The organism is Pseudomonas chlororaphis subsp. chlororaphis (assembly GCF_003945765.1).
Lineage (GTDB): Bacteria > Pseudomonadota > Gammaproteobacteria > Pseudomonadales > Pseudomonadaceae > Aquipseudomonas > Aquipseudomonas chlororaphis.
Genome location: NZ_CP027712.1, coordinates 3,359,884 through 3,378,312, shown reverse-complemented (window position 1 = coordinate 3,378,312; position 18,429 = coordinate 3,359,884). Strand labels below are relative to the sequence as shown.

The 18,429-nt window shown below is 63.6% G+C and carries 16 protein-coding genes; 7 read left to right on the top strand and 9 right to left on the bottom strand.

Annotated features, from left to right (window positions below):
* The first annotated feature begins 14 nt into the window (after positions 1–14).
* Both C4K27_RS15500 and ftsH read left to right on the top strand, forming a co-directional pair.
* Entirely contained in the window at positions 15–662 is a 648-nt protein-coding gene (locus C4K27_RS15500; protein ID WP_053261128.1) for a BON domain-containing protein, read from the top strand.
* Between the two features lie 78 nt (positions 663–740).
* Complete coding sequence (gene ftsH, locus C4K27_RS15495) at positions 741–2,576, top strand: ATP-dependent zinc metalloprotease FtsH (RefSeq protein ID WP_053261127.1); 1,836 nt, start codon at positions 741–743, stop codon at positions 2,574–2,576.
* A 3-nt stretch (positions 2,577–2,579) separates the two neighbouring features.
* Here ftsH and C4K27_RS15490 read toward each other — a convergent pair whose 3' ends face one another.
* The gene (locus C4K27_RS15490) at positions 2,580–4,979 is read right to left on the bottom strand and encodes a phosphoketolase family protein (RefSeq protein WP_255313532.1); all 2,400 of its coding nucleotides are present in this window, start codon (positions 4,977–4,979) and stop codon (positions 2,580–2,582) included.
* A gap of 228 nt (positions 4,980–5,207) precedes the next feature.
* Between C4K27_RS15490 and fnr the strand changes: the two genes are divergently transcribed.
* Together fnr and C4K27_RS15480 are read left to right on the top strand one after the other, a co-directional pair.
* Positions 5,208–5,954, top strand: a complete 747-nt coding sequence (gene fnr, locus C4K27_RS15485; protein ID WP_053261125.1) for a fumarate/nitrate reduction transcriptional regulator Fnr — start codon at positions 5,208–5,210, stop codon at positions 5,952–5,954.
* Positions 5,955–5,977: 23 nt separating this feature from the next.
* On the top strand, positions 5,978–6,961 hold the full coding sequence (locus tag C4K27_RS15480; protein ID WP_053261124.1) for a zinc-dependent alcohol dehydrogenase family protein: 984 nt from the start codon (positions 5,978–5,980) through the stop codon (positions 6,959–6,961).
* Between the two features lie 12 nt (positions 6,962–6,973).
* Here the strand turns inward: C4K27_RS15480 and C4K27_RS15475 are convergent, their stop codons facing one another.
* Positions 6,974–7,870: a universal stress protein gene (locus C4K27_RS15475; RefSeq protein ID WP_053261123.1), complete on the bottom strand. Its 897-nt coding sequence runs from the start codon at positions 7,868–7,870 to the stop codon at positions 6,974–6,976.
* Between the two features lie 222 nt (positions 7,871–8,092).
* Between C4K27_RS15475 and C4K27_RS15470 the strand changes: the two genes are divergently transcribed.
* Positions 8,093–8,656 carry a GNAT family N-acetyltransferase gene (locus C4K27_RS15470; protein ID WP_007925666.1) on the top strand — a complete coding sequence of 188 codons (564 nt, stop codon included), beginning with the start codon at positions 8,093–8,095 and terminating at the stop codon, positions 8,654–8,656.
* A gap of 56 nt (positions 8,657–8,712) precedes the next feature.
* Here the strand turns inward: C4K27_RS15470 and C4K27_RS15465 are convergent, their stop codons facing one another.
* The 3 genes from C4K27_RS15465 to C4K27_RS15450 all read right to left on the bottom strand — a co-directional run bounded on the left by C4K27_RS15465 (position 8,713) and on the right by C4K27_RS15450 (position 12,376).
* A complete protein-coding gene (locus C4K27_RS15465; RefSeq protein ID WP_053261122.1) occupies positions 8,713–9,630 on the bottom strand; it encodes a universal stress protein in 918 nt (305 codons plus the stop codon).
* Between the two features lie 106 nt (positions 9,631–9,736).
* A complete protein-coding gene (locus tag C4K27_RS15460) occupies positions 9,737–10,975 on the bottom strand; it encodes an MgtC/SapB family protein (RefSeq protein ID WP_053261121.1) in 1,239 nt (412 codons plus the stop codon).
* Between the two features lie 327 nt (positions 10,976–11,302).
* Positions 11,303–12,376, bottom strand: a complete 1,074-nt coding sequence (locus C4K27_RS15450) for an NAD(P)-dependent alcohol dehydrogenase (RefSeq protein ID WP_009043853.1) — start codon at positions 12,374–12,376, stop codon at positions 11,303–11,305.
* 257 nt (positions 12,377–12,633) lie between these two features.
* Here C4K27_RS15450 and C4K27_RS15445 point away from each other — a divergent pair, with 257 nt between their 5' ends.
* Positions 12,634–13,566, top strand: a complete 933-nt coding sequence (locus C4K27_RS15445; protein ID WP_053261120.1) for a universal stress protein — start codon at positions 12,634–12,636, stop codon at positions 13,564–13,566.
* A gap of 40 nt (positions 13,567–13,606) precedes the next feature.
* Here the strand turns inward: C4K27_RS15445 and C4K27_RS15440 are convergent, their stop codons facing one another.
* On the bottom strand, positions 13,607–14,245 hold the full coding sequence (locus C4K27_RS15440) for a TetR/AcrR family transcriptional regulator (protein ID WP_053261119.1): 639 nt from the start codon (positions 14,243–14,245) through the stop codon (positions 13,607–13,609).
* 129 nt (positions 14,246–14,374) lie between these two features.
* Between C4K27_RS15440 and C4K27_RS15435 the strand changes: the two genes are divergently transcribed.
* A complete protein-coding gene (locus C4K27_RS15435) occupies positions 14,375–15,034 on the top strand; it encodes an O-methyltransferase (RefSeq protein WP_053261118.1) in 660 nt (219 codons plus the stop codon).
* 81 nt (positions 15,035–15,115) lie between these two features.
* On the opposite strand, the gene C4K27_RS15430 is transcribed toward C4K27_RS15435, so the two are convergent.
* The 3 genes from C4K27_RS15430 to C4K27_RS15420 all read right to left on the bottom strand — a co-directional run bounded on the left by C4K27_RS15430 (position 15,116) and on the right by C4K27_RS15420 (position 18,287).
* A complete protein-coding gene (locus tag C4K27_RS15430) occupies positions 15,116–16,900 on the bottom strand; it encodes a SulP family inorganic anion transporter (protein ID WP_053261117.1) in 1,785 nt (594 codons plus the stop codon).
* A gap of 42 nt (positions 16,901–16,942) precedes the next feature.
* Positions 16,943–17,764: a polyphosphate kinase 2 gene (ppk2, locus tag C4K27_RS15425; RefSeq protein ID WP_053261116.1), complete on the bottom strand. Its 822-nt coding sequence runs from the start codon at positions 17,762–17,764 to the stop codon at positions 16,943–16,945.
* 88 nt (positions 17,765–17,852) lie between these two features.
* Positions 17,853–18,287 (bottom strand): nuclear transport factor 2 family protein, encoded by a 435-nt coding sequence (locus C4K27_RS15420; RefSeq protein WP_053261115.1) that lies wholly within the window; start codon positions 18,285–18,287, stop codon positions 17,853–17,855.
* Between the last annotated feature and the right edge of the window lie 142 nt (positions 18,288–18,429).

Here is an 18,429-nt window from a genome sequence, read left to right as displayed (position 1 = left end):
CAAAGGACACCATCATGAGCGACCTGAATCTGCGTAAATTCATTCTGGAGGAGCTGGAGTTCCAGCCCGATATCGATGCCGCCAACATCGGTGTGACAGTGGAGAACGGTGTGGTCACGCTCACTGGCCACGTCAACAGCTACGCCCAGAAAATCAGTGCCGAACGTGCGGTAAAGGCCATCAAGGGGGTGCGTGCGCTGGCCGAGGAAATCCAGGTCAGGCTGGAAAAAGGCGCCGGCACGGCGGACGACACCATTGCCAACCGAGCCTTGAACATCCTCAACTGGAGTTCAGACGTACCTGAAGGAGACATCAAGATCATGGTACAGAACGGCTGGATCACCCTCGAAGGCGAAGTCGATTGGCAGTACCAGAAAGAAACCGCGGAGCGGGCGGTGCGTAAATTGTCTGGCGTGGTGGGCGTGGACAACCAGCTCACCCTGCGTCCGCGAGTGGATGCAGGCGATATCCGGCAGCGTATCGAGCAAGCTCTCAAGCGCAATGCGGAAATCGATGCCAAGGCCATTCACATCAAGGTCGACGGCGATGTGGTAAAGCTTGAAGGCAAGGTTCATTTGTGGCGCGAACGGCAGATAGCCGAACGAGCTGCCTGGTCGGTGCCGGGGGTGAGGAAGGTAGACGATCATTTGCTGATTGCCTGAATCGATCGCCCGGGGCGCCCACGGCTCCCCGGGGGATAGGCGGCCTGCCCGCCCGTGCCCCCTCCGAGAGCCAAGGCCATGAACAAAAGTCACCAATGGAACCTGTCCTACTTCGTGATCGCGTTGGCCATGGTCGCCCTCGCCCAGTTTCTCTTTTTCGATCGTCATGTCGTGCAGGACATTCCTTACAGCCAGTTCCTGCAACTGCTGAACGCGCAGAAGGTCAGCGATTTGCGGATTGAGAAGGATCGGATCAGCGGCAAACTGCAGCCCCCCATCGATGGGCACGACCGGTTCTCGACGGTGCGGGTCGAGCCGGCGCTGGCGGCGGATCTTGCCCGATCGGCGGTCGGATTCAGAGGAATCAATGAAAACACCCTGATGAGTAACCTGCTGGGATGGTTGCTACCTTTTGTCCTCATCATGGCGGTCTGGCATTTCCTGTTTCGCGGGCTGGCGGAAAAACAGGGCCTGGGTGGATTGATGAGCATCGGCAAGTCCCGGGCCAAAGTGTTCGTGGAGCGCGATACCGGGGTGACCTTCGCCGATGTCGCGGGCATCGATGAAGCCAGGGCCGAACTGGTGGAGATCGTCTCGTTCCTCAAGGACAAGGCCAGGTACGCACGCCTTGGGGCGCATATTCCCAAGGGGACGTTGCTGGTCGGCCCGCCGGGTACAGGCAAGACCCTGGTGGCCAAGGCCATCGCCGGGGAAGCCGGGGTACCGTTTTTCTCGATCTCGGGCTCCGAATTCGTCGAAATGTTCGTTGGCGTCGGTGCCGCCCGAGTGCGTGATCTGTTCGAGCAGGCCAGGCAGGCCGCACCCTGCATTATTTTCATCGATGAGCTCGATGCCCTGGGCAAGATGCGGGGTATCGGCGCGTTCGGTGGCAATGACGAAAAAGAACAGACGCTCAACCAGCTACTGGCCGAGCTGGACGGATTCGACCCTCGCGAAGGCGTCGTCCTGCTGGCCGCGACCAATCGTCCCGAGATTCTCGACCCGGCACTGTTACGGGCGGGCCGGTTCGACCGGCAGTTGCTGATCGATCGTCCCGATCGCAAAGGCCGAGAGGCGATTCTCAAGGTCCACCTGAAAAAAATTGCCGCGGCAGCGGACCTCGATTGCCAGCGTATCGCCGACATCACCACCGGTTTCACGGGTGCCGACCTGGCCAACCTGGTCAACGAAGCCGCCATCGTGGCCACCCGCCGCGGCGCCGAGTCGGTCCATCTCGACGATTTCACCTCGGCGGTGGAACGCCTTATCGCAGGGGTTGAGCGCAAGAGCAGTCTGTTGCACCCCGACGAACGCAAGGTGGTGGCTTATCACGAGATGGGCCATGCTCTGGCCGCCAGTAGCCTGCCTGCCATGGACCCGGTCCACAAGGTTTCGATCATCCCCCGCGCCGCCGGCTCTCTGGGCTATACCTTGCAGCGGCCGACCGAGGATCACTTCCTGATCAGTTGTCAGATGCTCAAGGATCGGATTGTCGTGCTGATGGCCGGGCGCGCCGCCGAGTTCCTTGCCTATGGCCAGATATCCACCGGCGCCGCCGACGACCTGGGGCACGCCACCGATATTGCCCGCCAGTTGATCACTCGGTTCGGCATGGACTCGACACTCGGCCAGTCGGTACTCGAACGGCAACCTGCAAGCTATTTGGGCGAACACCTGCCGCGAGGTGGCGAGAGAGACTATTCGGAACAAACCGCCCGGGAAGTTGACCTGGGTATCCGCGCCTTGCTCGATGAAGCCTATGACAAGGCCAAGGCCCTGCTCCAGAGCCGCAGGAACGACCTGGATGCCGGAGCCCGCCTGCTGCTGGAAAAGGAAACCCTGACCCCCGAGGAGTTTCCACCGCTCCGACCGCTGGTGCCGGCCCCGGCTTTGCAGCGGCTGAGCGCGCTCTGACACTCAAGTACCTGCCGCGGGCGTCCATTGCCAGTTCAACACCTCGGGCATGTCCTGTCCGTGTTCGATGAGGTAGAGCTTGTGCTTTTCCAGGGTCGACCAGTAACGCGACCGCGCCAGCTGTAGCTGATCGTGCAGCCGTGGCACCCGCTCGATCACGTCCAGCGCCAGTTGGTAACGATCCAGATTGTTGATCACCGCCATGTCGAAGGGTGTAGTGGTCGCGCCCTCCTCCTTGAAGCCGCGCACGTGGAAACGCTCGTGATTGTTTCGCTTGTACAGCAACCTGTGGATCAGTGCCGGGTAGCCGTGGAAAGCGAAGATCACTGGTTTGTCGAAGGTAAACAGCTCCTCGAACGCACTGTCCGGCAAACCATGGGGGTGCTGGTAGGAGGGCTGCAGCACCATCAGGTCGACGACATTCACCACCCTTACCCGCAGATCCGGGACATACTCGCGCAGCAGGGTCACGGCGGCCAGGGTTTCCAGGGTCGGCACATCGCCGGCGCAGGCCATCACCACGTCGGGGTCCTGGTCATCCCGGCAGGCCCAGCCCCATCGCCCGATCCCGGCCTGGCAATGGCGGATGGCCGCATCGATATCCAGCCACTGCCACTCCGGTTGCTTGCCGGCCACGATGACGTTGATGTAGTTACGACTGCGCAAGCAGTGATCGGCTACCGATAACAGGCAATTGGCGTCGGGTGGCAGATAGATTCGCGCTATATCGGCCTTTTTGTTCGCCAGCAGGTCGATGAATCCCGGGTCCTGGTGGGAGAAGCCGTTATGGTCCTGGCGCCAGACATGGGAAGTCAGCAAATAGTTGAGCGAGGCCACGGGTTTTCGCCATGGCACCTCGGCGGCGGTTTTCAGCCATTTGGCGTGCTGATTGACCATCGAATCGACGATGTGAATGAAGGCCTCGTAACAGGACAGCAGACCATGCCGTCCCGTCAGCAGATAACCCTCGAGCCACCCTTCACAGACCTGTTCGCTGAGGATTTCCATCACCCGGCCGTCAGCCGCCAGGTGGCTGTCGTCAGGCTCTTGTGGATCCATCCAGGCCTTGGCACTGACCTCATAGACCGCGTCCAGCCGGTTCGAGGCCGTTTCATCCGGGCCGAACAAGCGAAAATTGCGCGACACCAGGCTGTTTTTCATCACGTCCCGCAAGAATCTTCCCAGCACGCGAGTGGCCTCTGCCCGCAGGCAGCCCGGCGTCGCGAGCTGCACCGCATAGCCGGCGAACCCTGGCAGATCCAGCGGTCGCAACAACAAGCCGCCATTGGCATGGGGGTTGGCGCTCATGCGCCGGTGTCCGCTGGGCGCCAGTGCGGCAAGCTCGGGCAGCAAGGCTCCGTTGGCATCGAACAGCTCGTCGGGGCGGTAGCTGTTGAGCCACTCCTCGAGCTGGCGCAGGTGAAGCGGTTGCTGGAAATCGGCCAGGGGTACCTGATGCGCGCGGCAGGTGCCTTCGACCCGATGGCCGTCGACGAACTTCGGCCCGGTCCAGCCCTTGGGGGTGCGTAACACCAGCATGGGCCACAGAGGCCGCTCCAGAGCCTGGTCCTGGGTATTGCGGCGGGCGACGCGCTGGATCTCGCGAATTTCCAGCAACACCCTGTCCAGGGTTCTGGCCAGCGCCTGATGCACCTCCATCGGGTCATCGCCTTCGACGAAATACGGATCGTAGCCATAGCCATACATCAGGGCCGACAGCTCGTCCTCGCTGATCCTGGAGAGCACCGTGGGATTGGCGATCTTGTAGCCGTTGAGGTGCAGGATCGGCAACACCGCGCCATCGCGCGCCGGGTTGAGGAACTTGTTGGAATGCCAGCTGGCTGCCAGCGTTGCCGTTTCTGCTTCCCCGTCGCCAATGACACAGGCCACGATCAGCTCCGGATTATCGAAGGCGGCGCCGTAGGCATGGGCCAGGCTGTAGCCCAACTCTCCGCCTTCATGGATCGACCCTGGAATCTGCGCCGAGACATGGCTGGAGATCCCGTATGGCCAGGAAAACTGCCGGAACAGGCGGCTCAGGCCGCTGGCGTTGCGCCCCACCTCTGGATTGAACTCGGTGTAGGTGCCTTCCAGGTAGGTCTGCGCTACGACAGCCGGCCCGCCATGACCGGGGCCGGCGATAAAGATCATGTTCAGATCGTACTGGTTGATCAGCCGATTGAGGTGCGTGTAGACAAGGTTGAGTCCCGGCGTAGTGCCCCAGTGCCCCAATAACCGCGGCTTGATATGGGACAGGGCCAGCGGCACCTTCAGCAGCGGGTTGTCCTTGAGGTAGATCTGCCCGACCGCCAGGTAATTGGAGGCCCGCCAGTAGGCATCCAGTGTTTCCAGTTGCTCTGCGCTCAGAAAATCGCTCATGAAGTTCTCCGCCTGGGGGCCCACCGATCGAGATTCGTTGATTCTGGGAGTCTGGAACACGCAAAACTTGATTTACATCAAGTTGCGCAGGCACCATTGAAATTGAATGACGCAACATTTCTATCGATGTCCGGCAATGCCTCTCCGGTCGGGGCGGTTCCATTCGTCGCGTCCTCCCGGCAAGCAGCCGAATGGCGCGCCTTGCCCATGCCCAGGAACTATGCTTCACCCACCAATAGAGGGCTTACTGGCATGCCCGACACCCGAGTGTCCCCCAACCACTACCTCAAGGCTGCATGCGCCAACTGCAGTGTCTTGGAGCTGTGCCTGCCGCTTGGCCTGAGCGGGCCGGAGATCGAGCGTCTGGACACTCTGATCGTGCAACGCTTCAAGGTTAAAAAAGGCGCGGCCCTCTACCGTACAGGCGATCCCTTGCGCTCGCTGTATGCGGTCCGCATAGGCTCGTTCAAGACCAGCATGGTTTCAATCGACGGTCGTGAACAGGTCACCGGCTTTCAGATATCGGGTGAGATGCTTGGTCTGGATGCCATCAGTGCCGACGAACACGCCTGCAGCGCGTTCGCCCTTGAGGACAGCGAAGTCTGTCCTATCCACTTCGCTCAACTGGAGAAGCTCGCCCAGGACTTGCCATCCTTGCAACACAGCCTGAACAAACTCCTGAGTAGAGAGATCGTGCGCGATCACAGCATGTTGATGCTGATGGGCAATATGAACTCCGACGAACGCCTGGCGGCCTTCCTGCTGAACCTGTCGCAACGCCTGAGCCTGCGTGGCTACTCGTCCAGGGACTTCATCCTGAAGATGCGCCGCGAGGAGATCGGCTCCTACCTGGGGCTGAGGCTGGAAACCATTTGCCGGGGCATCGCGCACCTGCGGGACCAGGGGCTGGTGGAAATTTCCGGGCGGGAAGTCAAGGTCCTGAACCTGGAGGGGCTCAAGCAATTGGTCGCAGGTTGCCACCGCTCGGCCCTGCGCTGACCCTGCACGTCCGGAGAGTCGTCATGCGCGCCATGGTCCTGCATACCCCCGGCGAGCCGCTGCGAGAGGAACAACGCCCGGTCCCGACACCCGGCCCCCGGCAACTGCTGATCAAAGTCCTGGCCTGCGGCGTCTGCCGCACCGACCTGCATCTGGTCGATGGCGAGTTGCCCCAGGCGCTGCTGCCACGAGTGCCCGGCCACGAAATCGTTGGCCAGGTGACCGCGGTGGGCGCCGACGTCGCGCCCGACTGGATCGGCCAGCGGGTGGGCGTTCCATGGCTCGGCTGGACATGCGGCGAATGCGCGTTCTGCCGCACCGGCCGGGAAAATCTGTGCGACCAGGCACAATTTACCGGCTGTCACCTGGACGGCGGCTACGCCGACTACACGGTCGCCGACGCCCGTTTCTGCCTGCCGATTCCCGAAGCGCTCTCGGCCACCCAGGCCGCGCCGTTGCTGTGTGCCGGGCTGATCGGCTTTCGGGCGCTGCGGATGGCCGGGAATGTGCGCCACCTGGGCCTCTACGGTTTCGGAGCGGCAGCGCACCTGGCCATCCAGGTCGCGCTGGGCCGGGGGCAGCAGGTGTATGCCTTCACCCGGCCCGATGACCGCGCGGGCCAGGACTATGCCCGGTCGCTGGGGGCCCGTTGGGCCGGTCCCTCGGATCAAGCACCGCCGCACCCGCTCGATGCCAGCCTGATCTTCGCCCCCGTCGGCTCGCTGGTGCCGGCGGCGCTGGCCGTCACGGTCAAGGGCGGCTGCGTGATTTGCGCCGGCATCCACATGAGCGACATCCCGGCATTCCCTTACCGACTGCTCTGGGGCGAACGCAGCGTGCGCTCGGTGGCCAACCTGACCCGTGAAGACGGCAGAGCGTTTTTCGCAGAATTGCAGCACACCCCCGTCCACTGCGACGTCACCTGTTTCGCCCTGGAGGATGCCAATCAGGCCCTGGAGCGCCTGCGGGCCGGTCAGTTCAACGGGGCAATCGTACTCACTCCGTGACGCCCGAGCCGTTCACCTGACCGCCAGAATACTGCCCGGCACCGAGTACAGCGCCCGTTCGGTCGTGCTGCCGATCAAGCGGTCGATTCCCACCCGATGCACAGTCCCCATCACCACCACATCGGCCAGGTACTGCTCGACGAAGTCGCCGATCGCGGGCACTGGCGGGCCCGGGACAAAGTGCCGGCGTTCCGGCGCGATGGCATAACGCTCCGCCAGGGTGACGAACGCCAGGTGCAAGGACTCACGCAGCTCTTCGACGACGTCCATGCCCCAGCCACCGCTGACCAGCGGTGCATCGCCATTGAAGGCAGGCGACAAGTCATAGGCGTACAGCAGGTGCAGTGGCGCATCGCATTGCAAGGCCAGGACGTTGGCCGTCTGGATGATGGTGTCGTTCAGGCCGCTGATCTGGGTCGGTGGATCGAATGGGTCCACCGCCGCCACGACCCGGTGCGGCAACCCGTAACGGGCCTGATTGACCAGATGCACGGGGATCGGGCACTCACGCAACAGATGGCAATCCAGGGGCGTGATGAATACTCGCTTGAGCAGCGGTTCCAGGCTGACATCCTTGATCAGCAGGTCCGGACCGAGCTCTTCGACCGTCTTCAGGATGTCCAGCAGCGGATGGGTGGTGAACAACACGTCGACCGTCGCCTCCAGCCCCAGGTCGCCGAGCCGCTGGGTTTCTTCGGCCACCCATCGGCGATGGCGACGCAGATAACGCTGATAGCCCGCCTCGTCGATTCTCTCTTCCCACAGATGCACCACCGGCGCCGGCTCGGCGAAGCCGCGTACATGCAGCGCCGCCCCGCTGGCCTTGGCCAGCGCGACAGCCCGCAGCGAGGCTGGCGACTGATGCAGGGTTGGATCGGCGATCAGCAGCAAACGTTGGTAATGCCCCATCACACACCTCGCTCAGGCACCGGTCGAACCGGCCGGCATAGGCCAAGAGTGCGCCTTGTGCGCCGGCAAGCGGCTTGATTTACATCAGATCCCACTCGATGAGCGACGCCTGTCGCCGGTGTCTGATCCAGATCAGATCCGCCTGTCATCAGCGGGGTAAAACGAAGCGAACCGCGTGTGCCCTGCCGCGCGGCCCCTTTCGGCCGTATGGAGAACCCCATCATGCTCACTGTCAAAAACCACAACGAACGGGCCGCCGCCGTCTACGCCGCGGTCCCCGGAGAACACTGGATCGAAACGCTGAAGGACGGCCATCATGTGCTGATCCGGCCACTGGCGGAAAAGGACCGCGAGCGGGAGTACGCCTTTATCAGGCGTCTGTCTCCCGAATCCAGGCACATGCGTTTCCTCGCCCAGATCAATGACCCCAGTGGCGCCCTGCTCGATCAGTTGATGTACACCGATGGCAAGCAGCACATGGCCTACGTCGCGCTGGCTCATGAGAACGGACAACTGATCGAGATCGGTATCAGCCGCTACGCCGCCACGGGCGAGCACGAATGCGAATGCGCGGTAACCGTCGCCGACGAATGGACGCACCTGGGCCTGGGAACCTTATTGATGGAGCATCTGATCGAGGCTGCCCGCAAGAATGGCTTTCGCCAGATGTATTCGATCGACGCCGCCAGCAATGCGCCCATGCGCGACCTGGCCAAGGCCCTGGGTTTCGAACGGAGTCACGATCCCGACGACAGCCGCCAGGTCATCCATCGCCTCCACCTGTAAACCAGCGCCCCGTGGCGTACCGGCCAGCGGGCCGCCACGGGCGATTCAATCCTCAATCAAAGCGTCTTGTCCGGTTTTATCGCCAGTACGCTGCACGGAGCCCGGTGCAAAAGCTGCTCGGCGGTGCTGCCCAAGAGTTTTTTCAGTCCCTTGTGCTGCACGGTTCCCATGACAATGACGTCAGTCCGGTGGGCAGTCGCAAAGTCACAGATACACGACAGCGGCGTACCCTCGATGAAATGGCGACGCTCTGGAGGCACGCCATGGCGTTCGGCCAGCGCTGCGAATGCCTCGAATTGCGCCTCGCCCAACACTTGGTAGATCCCGACGCTCAGCGGCAGCACGCCAACCCCCATGTCCTGGGCATACACCGCGGCCCAGTCATACACATGCACCAGCTCGAGTGCCGCGGCACATTGCCCGGCCAGCTTTACCGCGGCGTCGATAATCTGGTCGTTGAACACCCTGTCCTGCTCATCGCTGCGCAGAACATCGACGATGGCCAGTACGTTGCGTGGCCGTGGGTTGAGGGCATTGGTCACCAGGTGCACCGGTACCGGACAGTCCCGTAGCAACTGCCAATCCAGGGGAGTGAAAAACACGCGCTTCAAGGCAGGCTCTTCTTCGGCATCCTTGACGATCAGGGCCAGGGGCATCTCATTGACGAAGTGCAGGATTTCTTCGAACGGATGCTGCACCCAGACCACTTCGCGGGTGACCTCGATCCCCTGTTCGCTCATCGAGCGAGCCTGCTCGTCAAGCCACTGCCGATGGCTTTGCAGATACCCGTCCCGGGCCTGGGCGATCTGTTCGGGCGCGAACAGGCCGGCCACCGCCAGCGCCTGCAAATAATCGAACGCCACGATATGCAAGGGTAACTGCATCGCCCGGGCCAGCGCCGCAGCGCGGTCGAATGCCGGTGTGCGGTTCATGGCGGGAGGGGCAATTAGCAGTAAACGCTGGGTCTGCGACATAAGGCACCTCGGCACGCGGCCATCTCAGAACACGGAATGGAATTGCAGATTGAGCGTTCCCGGGCCGGGTGACTTGATCTTTGTCAGCTACCCGAAGCGACAGGTTTCAGTACAGCCAGATGCCGGCCCACATCGCCAGCGTCAGCAATACCTGGCCGGGAATGACATAGGCGGCGAAGCGGCGCCCGCCACTGACCCAGGCCACCAGGCATTTGCTCAGGGAATTGCTGCTGACCGCGATCAGCACGGGCGCGGCGATGGCCTGGAACGGCAACTGGCCAGATTTGGCCAGGGAGGCTATCGACGCTGTCGAGGAATGGGCGTCGGCAAAACCGCTAAGGGTCGCGGTCACCATCACCCCGACTTCGCCAAAGTGACTCAGCATCACCGACGACAGGAAGGTGATACCCGTCATGGCCAGCGTGACGAGCAAGGCCAGCTTGAGGTTGAACGCGCCGCCGACCTTGATCGGCTGGTGGGCGCCCTGGGCCGGCGTGGGGAACATCAGGCACAGGCCATACAATGCCGTGGCGGCAGCGCCGGCGAACAGCGGCCCCCACATAGGGTGCAGCAGACCGGTATCGACCGCGCCCAGGATCAGGCCCACCTGGGTCAGGGTGGCCAGGTTGGAGAACAACGCCGCCGCGCCCAGGGCCTTGATGTTGTCCGGCTCTCTGGCAGCGATATGCCCCATGGCGGCGATGGTCACCGTGCTGGAGGCGAACCCCGAAGCAATGGCACTGATCGCATAACCGTAACGAGTGCCCAGGGTGCGAACGGCGATATGCCCTACCGCACCCACGGCCATCAGCAACACAGTCAGGGTGCAGATGGTGCGCAAATTGATGGCGGCATAAGGCCCGATGTAACGATCCGGTGCCAGCGGCAGCACAACCAGCGCGGCGATCAGCAGTACCAGCCCGTCGCGCATTTCCGCTTCGCTCAATTGACTGCGGGCGAAGTGATGCAACTTTTGTCGATACGTCAGCAGCCCCGCCATGACCACGCCAATGGCAATCGCCAATTCCGGCGCCGTACCGCACATAGCCCCCAGCGCCAGCACTGTAAGCAACGCCACTTCGCTGGTCACGCCCGGGTCGCTGCCCAGGCTTCGCCAATACGCCACGGTGATCAGCAAGGCCAGGCAGATAGCCATGATCCCCAGCAACAGGGCACCACCGACCTGCATCGCCACATACCCCAGCAGCGCGGTAATGGCGAACGTGCGCAACCCCGCACAGGCACGGCTGTCTCCTCGCCCCTTGTGCCGCTCGCGCTCCAGACCGATGAGCAAGCCGATTCCCAGCGCAGCCGCCGCGCCTTCCAGGCCAAGGGTCGCGCTCATAGAGCCTCCCTGCGGACGAACCTTGCCGCCCTGGCCACGAGGGTCACTTCAGCAGGCCAGGGCAAGCCCCCTTCCTGGTAGCCGGAGCGGATCGGTCGCCGACTGTCCGAGGGGGGGCCTCCGTCTGGCCAGGGCTGGTCGGCCAGGGATGCGGCGCATCGATGCGCGCCCGGAGTTGACCGACGAAAGCCGTCGCGGCTTCCAGGCTGCTGAAGCCCACTGTCAGGGCATCCATGTGCACGAGCCAGCCATGGCCTGTCGGTTTCGCTGTGATGTCGATGATCATCGATCGCCTCCGCTCAAGCACCCGCGTCGCCCGGCCGGGCATCACGGGGTAATCGCCACCTTCATGACCCCGTCCCGCTGGTGAGCGAACAACTCATAGGCGGCTTCGATATCGTCGAGTTTGAAACGGTGGGTCACCAGGGGCGACAGATCGACCCCGCCGCTTTGCACCACCGCCATCAAGCGGCGCATGCGTTCTTTGCCGCCAGGGCACAGGGTGCTGACGATGCTGTAGTCGCCCAGCCCGGCGGCGAAGGCGTCGAGGGGAATGTGCAGGTCGCTGGAATAGACACCGAGGCTGGACAACCGCCCGCCTGGCCGCAAGACGCGCAAGGCGGACTCGAAGGTGCCCTGGGTGCCCAGCGCTTCGATGGCCACGTCGACGCCACGGCCATCGGTCAGCGCCATGATCTGCTCGACCACGTTACCGTCCTTGAAGTTGACCACGTGGGTGGCTCCCAGGCGTTTGGCGACCGTCATGCGCTCGGCCACGGCATCCACGCCGATGATCTGGCTGGCACCCTTGAGCCGCGCGCCGGCTACCGCGCAGAGGCCGATCGGCCCCAGGGCGAATACCGCGACGGTATCGCCGATACTGACCTCACCACGCTCTGCCCCGGAAAACCCGGTGGACATGATATCGGGGCACATCAGCACCTGTTCGTCGCTGAGGCCGTCGGGGATCGGGCACAGATTGGCCAGGGCATCCGGCACCAGCACGTACTCGGCCTGGCAGCCATCGATGCTGTTGCCGAACTTCCAGCCGCCGATGGCGCGAAAGCCATGGCGGGTGTCCGGGCCGTCCTGGGAAGCGCAACCGCACAAGCAGGCATAACTTTGCCCGCTGGGCGTGATGGCCCCGGCAATCACCCGCTGTCCCTCGACAAAACCGCGCACCTGCGAGCCCAGCCGCTCGATGATACCCACCGGTTCATGACCGATGGTCAGGCCCTTGGCCACCGGGTACTCGCCCCGCAGGATGTGCACATCGGTGCCGCAGATCGTCGTCGTGGTGATACGCACCAGGGCATCCAGCGGCCCCACTTCGGGGATCGGCTTTTCATCGAGCACGATCCGGTTCTTTTCAACGAAAATTGCCGCTTTCATGGTAGCCATGACGATCCTCCAACCTTGAGCCCGCGCTGAGCCCGGCAAGGCTTTCAGGCTGCGCCAGGAGCAAGGGCCTGGGCTTGATCATGATCAATAATTCATCAATGGCCCCTCGCGACTGACCACACGTCAGCTGGCCCGCTCCACTGCCGGACAGGTTGATACAGATCAAGCGCGCACCGCCGGCTGCAGGCAGGATCGCAGAGGGCTTCACGGCCGAAGACGCGTTGCCGTCACTTGCTATTACCCCTGGGAGAGTCGTCATGTCCGAGCAATCACGTTTCATGCTGGTCGCCTCGCCGCTGATGGAGAACAGCCCCGCCTTCGATCGTGCCGCCGCGCTGGCCAAGGCCGAAGACGCAGCCCTGCACATCGTCGCCTTCGACTACCTGGAAGGCCTGGCCACGGCCAGCCTGGTCAACGAACAGGCCCTGGAGCAGATGCGCCTGGGGTACGTCGAGCGCCATCACCAGTGGCTCGAAGAACAGGCCCGGCCGCTGCGCAAACTGGGGCTGACCGTCACCACTGAAGTCGTCTGGGTCGAAAGGCCCTTGCAGGAAATCCTGATCCACCTCAAGGAGCAGCCCATGGCCTTGCTGATCAAGGCACTGCAACACGAATCGCTGCTGTCGCGGGTAATGTTCACTCCCCTGGATATCCACTTGCTGCGCGAATGCCCCGTGCCCCTGCACTTTGTCAGCCATGTACAGCACGCATTGCCACGCAGGATCGTCGCAGCGGTCGACCCGTTCCACCGCGAGGGTCAGTACAAGGACTTCAACGACCGGATACTGCACGAGGCCTCGAAACTGGCCAGCGCCTGTAACGCCGAGCTCGACGTGATCTATGCCCATGACCTGTCCTCCATCGGCGCGGACGAATTCAACTTCGACCAGAGTTCGACATTTTTCTCGACAAGCAAGGCCAAGACTCTGTTCGATGCCCAAGGCGACGCCTTCAACGAACTGGCTGAACGCAACGGCATTGCGCCGGAACGTCAGCACATGATCATGGGCAATCCGGCCAAGGTCCTGACCAGCTACGCAGACGCCTATGACATCGATGTGATTGTCATGGGCAGGGTCGGTCATCGCGGTGGCTTGGGGCGCCTGATCGGCAGCACGGTGGAGCAACTGCTGTACAAGGTGCCTTGTAGCGTATGGGTGGTTTCGCCAGAGGTGCTGATGACCGAATAAAGCCCTTTTTCAGGATGCTTGCCCGCGCGCGCCAGGCCGGTCAGTCAGCGCGGCGCGCCAGTTGCGTAAGGTAGGCACAGAACATGTCTGCCATTGCGTCGGCGTAGGTCTGGATCTCTGCGGCGGTACGCGGGCTTTCTGAAAAGTCCTTACCCACGCTGCTGAGGGTGGTGGTGATCAAGTCGGCGGCCAGGGCGCGGGTGGCCTGCGGCGCCTCGGGCAGCGCCTCCTCCATGAAAGCCTGGAAGATCCGCTCCCCTTGCGCCTTCACGGCCTGCGCTTCGGGGGCGTCGCGGTACAGCGGCGCGGCGTCGTTGAGTGCCACGCGCATCCTGGCTTCCTCGCACTCGGACTGGATAAACACCCGGACCAGCACCCGCAGCCGCTCCAGCGGGGCTTTGCCACCCTCTTCGAGGATGCTGCGCAGCATCTGTGTGGTCTGTTGCCACTCATCGCTTTGCAGGCGGAACAGGATCGCCGCCTTGTTCGGGAAATATTGATACAGCGAACCGATGCTGACGCCGGCCTTCTCGGCCACCCGCGCGGTGGTGAAACGCTGCGCGCCCTCCTTGGCCAAAACCTGAGTAGCGGCTTCCAGGATCGCCGCGACCAGCTCCGTCGAGCGTGCCTGTTTAGGCGCTTTGCGCGAGGAAACCTGCGGGGTCCGGCGGTTGCTCATAATGGCCCGACAGGGCCGCAGCCAATGCGAATAGCGCAGGGGGTCACTTGCTCATATCCTCTGAATGCGACGAATTGATCGCATTTTAGCCACGCGCCGCAAGGCGTCAACTTCGGACGGGATGCCCCCATGACCAGCACATTGACCACCCCCCCACTCGCGCCCCTGCTCGATCGCCTGTTCGAGCAGGCCGACACGGCGACCAGCCCGGCCGTCGCCGGAATCTCCCGCGAGGAACGCGAGCGCCTGATGCACAGCAAGACCGAATACCTGGATTTCTATGGCCGCCTGAAAGACCTCTGGCTGCCCGTTTCCCGCGAGACCGGCGAACTGCTGTACATGCTGGCGCGCAGCACCCGGGCCCGGCACATCGTCGAGTTCGGCACCTCGTTCGGCATCTCGACCCTGCACCTGGCGGCGGCCATCCGCGACAACGGCGGCGGCCGCCTGATCGGCAGTGAGTTCGAGGCGTCCAAGGTGCAACGGGCGCGCCAGCACCTGCTCGAAGGCGGCCTGGCCGACCTGGTGGAAATCCGCGAGGGCGATGCCCTGAAGACCCTGGCGGTCGACCTCCCCGAGTCCATCGACCTGCTGCTGCTCGACGGCGCCAAGGCGCTGTATGCCGATATCCTGGCCCTGGTCGAAAGCCGCCTGCGGCCGGGCGCGCTGATCGTCGCCGACAACACGGACTACTGCCCGGACTACCTGGCCCGGGTCCGTTCGCCCGCCAGTGGCTACCTGTCCGTGCCCTTCGGCGGCGACGTGGAACTGTCGATGCGGTTCGCCTGAGTCCCCCCAGGAAGGCGAGGCCCCGGTCAAGATCGGGACCTGATCACCCGCGACTTTGCCACTGAGTCGCGCCACTGCCGCTCAGCGATCCTCGCGCCCTTCCCCCTCCAGCGGATGCTGCGCGAGGTAGCTGTCGACGGCATCGCCGATGGTCGGGAAGAACGCCGCTTCGCCGAAGCGTGCGAACAGCCCGAACCGCTTCAGCTTGTCCTTGACCGGGTCTTTCATCTGGGCCACGCACAGCTTGATGCCGGCCTGGTGCAGGGTGTCGTCCAGTTCCGCCAGCATGTCGGCGGACGTCACGTCGACGCTGGTGACCGGTTCCGCCGCCACCACCAGCCAGCGCACCGGCGTTGGCGAGGCCGCCACGGCGTCCAGCACCCGGTCATGGAACAGCTCGGCATTGGCGAAGAACAACGGGGCGTCCCAACGAAACAGCACCACGCCGGGGATCAGGCGCGCATCGGGATAGCGCGTGATGTCGTGATAACCCTTGACCCCTTCCGCCCGGCCCAGGACCGCCGAGTAAGGGCGCCAGCCATCCCACAGGAACTCGATGACGGCGATCACGATGGCCAGGCCGATGCCCTCGATCGCGCCCAGCACGGCCACGCCAACGGTGCAGACGATGGACAGCCAGCACTCCCATTGCTGGATGCGATAAATCCGCCGCAGGTCGCTGACTTCGATCAGGCCGATGGCCGATGCGATCACCACCGCGGCCAGGGCGCTGGTGGGCAGATCTTCCAGCAGGTTCGGGGCCAGCATCAGCAGCAAGGCTACGGCCAGGGCGCCTATGACTCCGCTCACCTGGGTCCTGGCGCCGGCGGCCTCGGCCACGGGGGTGCGCGACGAGCTGCTGCTGATGGCAAAACCCTGGAAAAATCCGGCCGCCAGGTTGGCCACGCCAAGCCCGACCATCTCCTGGTTCGGGTCGACATAGGTGCGGGTCCGCGCCGCGTAGACACGGGACAGCACGCTGGTATCAGCGAACGAAACCAAGGCCACCGCGCAGCCGCCGATCAGCACCGGGCCGATATCGGCGCGGCTGATCCAGGGGATGGCGAACGCCGGCAGGCCTTGTGGCAGAGAACCCAGGACCGACACGCCGGCGGTTGCCGCAAGGTCCAGCACAGCGACAGCGACCGTCGCCGCGGTGACGGCGATCAGAATGCCCGGCACCCGCTTACTGTTCTTGAACAACAGGATCACCGCCAGGGTCGCCGCGCCGACCATGAAGGCGGTCCAGTTGGTCCTGCCTTCCAGCACTGCTGTGGCAATGGCCCACAGGTTGCTCAGCGGCCCGTTGGCCTCGACCGAAAAACCGAAGAACTTCGGCAACTGGCTGATCAAGACCGTCAGCGCGATGCCGTTCATGTAGCCGTAGCGGATCGGCTTGGAAAGCAGCTCGGTGACAAACCCCAGGCGCGCGATGCCGGCCAGGATGCACACCACCCCGGCCACGATCGCCATCATCCCCGCCAGGGCGACCGCGCGCTGCGGGTCGCCGCCGGACAGTGGCAGGACCACGGCGAGGATCACCGCGGCCAGCGAGGAATCCGGCCCCAGTACCAGGATCCGGCTGGGGCCGAACAGCGCATAGGCGAGCAACGGCACGATGGTCGCGTAGAGGCCATAGATGCCGGGCAGCCCCGACGCCACCGCGTAGGCGATGCCGACAGGCACCAGCACCGTGGTCAGCACCAGCCCGGCCACGAAATCGTGACGCAACCAGGCCACGCGGTATCCGCGCAGCATGCGCAGCCCCGGCAGCCAGCGGCTCCAGCGATGCTGTTCGTCGCCGGCGTCCCGGCGGGCAATCCGGCCAGGTTCCGGGACGGGCGGAGAAGACCCCGAATGGTTCATCGGACACTGGCCTTGGCGGGTAGATGGGCTTATGCCTGGCGCTCAGAACTTCTGCGGAACCCGTCGCAACGGATGGTCCGATTCCCGATAGCCGCCCGGCTTCTGGCGTTTGGGCAACACCACTTTCTCCCGCGATACCTCCTTGTAGGGAATGCGGCTGAGCAGGTCGCTGATGATATTGAGACGCGCGCGGCGCTTGTCGTTGGAGTCGGCCACCAGCCAGGGCCCATGTTCGGTGTCGGTGGCCTTGAACATCGCGTCGCGGGCACGGGAATAGTCATACCAGCGGCTGTATGACTTGACGTCCATGGGCGTCAGCTTCCAGATTTTGCGCCCGTCCTTGATCCGCGCTTCGAGGCGGCGGGTCTGTTCTTCCGGGCTGACTTCCAGCCAGTACTTGAGCAGGATCACGCCCGAGTCGACGATCGCCCGCTCCACCAGCGGCACCGCCTTGAGGAAGGCGACCGCCTGCTCTTCGCTGCAGAACCCCATCACCCGCTCGACGCCCGCGCGGTTGTACCAGCTGCGGTCGAAGATCACCACTTCGCCCGCCGCCGGCAGGTGCGGCAGGTAGCGCTGCAGGTACATCTGGCTTTTTTCGCGGTCGGTCGGTGCCGGCAGCGCCACCACCCGGAACACCCGCGGGCTCAGGCGCTCGGTCAGGGCCTTGATGGTCCCGCCCTTGCCGGCGCCGTCGCGCCCCTCGAAGACGATGCAGATCTTGATGCCTTTTTCGCGCACCCACTCCTGCAGCTTGACCAGCTCCACATGCAAGCGGCGCAACTGGTCCTCGTAGTCTTTTTTGCTCAGTTTCGCAGGTTCTGCGGGAGCGCCCTTGGCGGCGCCCTTTTTGTTTTTTGCCATGACCGGAACCTCATGCTCGCTTTCATCGATCGCGTGAGTCTAGTCGAGGATCCGGCCTCCACAGGGCCGCCCTGCTCTTGCTGGCGGCTCAGCCAGACGCCTTGCTCGCCGCCAGATAGGGCGCCAGGCGGCGCGCCATTTCGTCGCCGAGGGCCTGCAGGCCGCTCATGGGACGGACCATCACCTCGAACTCGACGATCTTGCCGGCTTCGTCGAAGCGGATCAGGTCGATGCCCTTGATCTGCCGCTCGCCAACCCGCGCGCTGAACTCCAGCACCACGCTCAGGCCATCGGCGGTGACCAGTTGACGGTGATAGGCGAAGTCGCTGAACACCTTGAACACGGTATTGAGGATGGTCGAGACCACCGGCGCACCCGGATAAGGTGTATGGGCCATGGGCGAACGGAATACCACTTTCGAATCCAGCAGGTCAGGCAAGGCGCCCAGGTCACCCTGGGCCAGCATGGCGTGCCAGCGCTGCAGAGAGGCAGCAGCCTGGGGATGCAGTTTCAGATCGGACATGGTGTTCTCCTGTCGCTTGCAAGGGGTGGACCGGGGAGCTGTCGTTCGACGGCGATTGACCGAGCTACCATAAGCGCCGGGCGCCGCGCGCAACAATGATCGCAAGTGACACTTGACTGATCGCAATGAGCAATCGGCGTGA

Coding starts and splice junctions, on each gene's coding strand:
- C4K27_RS15500 (WP_053261128.1), top strand. CDS start 15: ATGAGCGACCTGAATCTGCGTAAATTCATTCTGGAGGAGCTGGAGTTC.
- ftsH (WP_053261127.1), top strand. CDS start 741: ATGAACAAAAGTCACCAATGGAACCTGTCCTACTTCGTGATCGCGTTG.
- fnr (WP_053261125.1), top strand. CDS start 5,208: ATGCCCGACACCCGAGTGTCCCCCAACCACTACCTCAAGGCTGCATGC.
- C4K27_RS15480 (WP_053261124.1), top strand. CDS start 5,978: ATGCGCGCCATGGTCCTGCATACCCCCGGCGAGCCGCTGCGAGAGGAA.
- C4K27_RS15475 (WP_053261123.1), bottom strand. CDS start 7,870: ATGGGGCATTACCAACGTTTGCTGCTGATCGCCGATCCAACCCTGCAT.
- C4K27_RS15470 (WP_007925666.1), top strand. CDS start 8,093: ATGCTCACTGTCAAAAACCACAACGAACGGGCCGCCGCCGTCTACGCC.
- C4K27_RS15465 (WP_053261122.1), bottom strand. CDS start 9,630: ATGTCGCAGACCCAGCGTTTACTGCTAATTGCCCCTCCCGCCATGAAC.
- C4K27_RS15460 (WP_053261121.1), bottom strand. CDS start 10,975: ATGAGCGCGACCCTTGGCCTGGAAGGCGCGGCGGCTGCGCTGGGAATC.
- C4K27_RS15450 (WP_009043853.1), bottom strand. CDS start 12,376: ATGGCTACCATGAAAGCGGCAATTTTCGTTGAAAAGAACCGGATCGTG.
- C4K27_RS15445 (WP_053261120.1), top strand. CDS start 12,634: ATGTCCGAGCAATCACGTTTCATGCTGGTCGCCTCGCCGCTGATGGAG.
- C4K27_RS15440 (WP_053261119.1), bottom strand. CDS start 14,245: ATGAGCAACCGCCGGACCCCGCAGGTTTCCTCGCGCAAAGCGCCTAAA.
- C4K27_RS15435 (WP_053261118.1), top strand. CDS start 14,375: ATGACCAGCACATTGACCACCCCCCCACTCGCGCCCCTGCTCGATCGC.
- C4K27_RS15430 (WP_053261117.1), bottom strand. CDS start 16,900: ATGAACCATTCGGGGTCTTCTCCGCCCGTCCCGGAACCTGGCCGGATT.
- ppk2 (WP_053261116.1), bottom strand. CDS start 17,764: ATGGCAAAAAACAAAAAGGGCGCCGCCAAGGGCGCTCCCGCAGAACCT.
- C4K27_RS15420 (WP_053261115.1), bottom strand. CDS start 18,287: ATGTCCGATCTGAAACTGCATCCCCAGGCTGCTGCCTCTCTGCAGCGC.